At 46.0% G+C, this 1,190-nt stretch carries 1 protein-coding gene; it reads left to right on the top strand.

Annotation, left to right across the window (positions count from 1 at the left end):
* The coding region (locus A3762_RS15320; protein ID WP_197469287.1) for an efflux RND transporter permease subunit at positions 1–1,190 on the top strand (1,190 nt) is incomplete at both ends.

Here is a 1,190-nt window from a genome sequence, read left to right as displayed (position 1 = left end):
GGTAATGTTTGAAATTACAGCACCTGAAGATCGCTCTCTGGCGATATCTAGTCGAGAACTGGTCAATGAATGGCGCCGCCTCGTAGGTACTATTCCTGGTGCTGACGGACTGACCTATCGCGCCGAAATTGGTCGTGTCAGTGATCCTATTGATATCGAATTGCGTGGTGATGACTTCGATGAGTTGTCGGCAATCGCGGATAAATTGAAAGAAAAGCTCGCGTCTTATCCTAGTGTCTTTGATGTCAGTGATACCTTCTCTGATGGCAAGCAGGCCTTAGACATCAATTTACGCAAAGAAGCGCATGTATTGGGATTGACTAGGCAGCAAGTTGTATCACAAGTGAGGAATATCTTCTTTGGGCTCGAGGTGCAGCGCATTCAACGAGGTCAAGATGACATAAAGGTTGTATTGCGTTATCCCATTGACGAGCGTCAGAGTGTCGCTAAATTGCGCGATGTATTAATCACGACGCCTACCGGTGAACGCGTTCGCTTGGGTGCGATTGCTGATCTGTCTCCATCGATCAGTCCCTTGTCGATTCTTCGTAAAGACGGTAAGCGTACGATCAATGTGCAGGCTGATGTCGACAAGCAAAACACCAACATGTTGATTTTGAATCAAGAGTTAAGAGATTTCTTAGACCTTGAATTGGCTGCATATCCTGGAATTACGTACTTGTTAGAAGGTGAGGCCAAAGAGCAAAGTCAGTCGTTTGGAAGCTTGAAGTATGGGTTATTGTTCGTTGGATTTGTCGTGTACTGCTTATTGGCAATTCCGTTCAAGTCCTACTTTCAACCGTTTATCGTGATGTCAGTGATTCCCTTTGGGGCAATAGGCGCGATTGGTGGCCATTTCATTATGGGAATGGATCTTACCTTAATTAGTTTGCTAGGTATGCTCGCGCTTATCGGTGTTGTGGTGAACGATAGCTTGGTGCTCGTTGATTTCGTGAATAAAAAGCGCGCAGAGGGGATGGCGATTCATGATACCGTGCGCATTGCTGCAGCGTCACGCTTTAGGCCTGTGATATTGACGTCACTGACAACCTTTATCGGCTTAATGCCTTTGTTGTTTGAAAAATCGACACAAGCGCAGTTCTTGATTCCTATGGCGGTGTCTTTGGGCTTTGGGATCTTGTTCGCGACCTGTATTACCCTGATATTAGTGCCGATTAACTATCTTGTGG

The organism is Oleiphilus sp. HI0125 (assembly GCF_001635355.1).
This window is presented reverse-complemented; position numbering and strand designations above follow the sequence as displayed.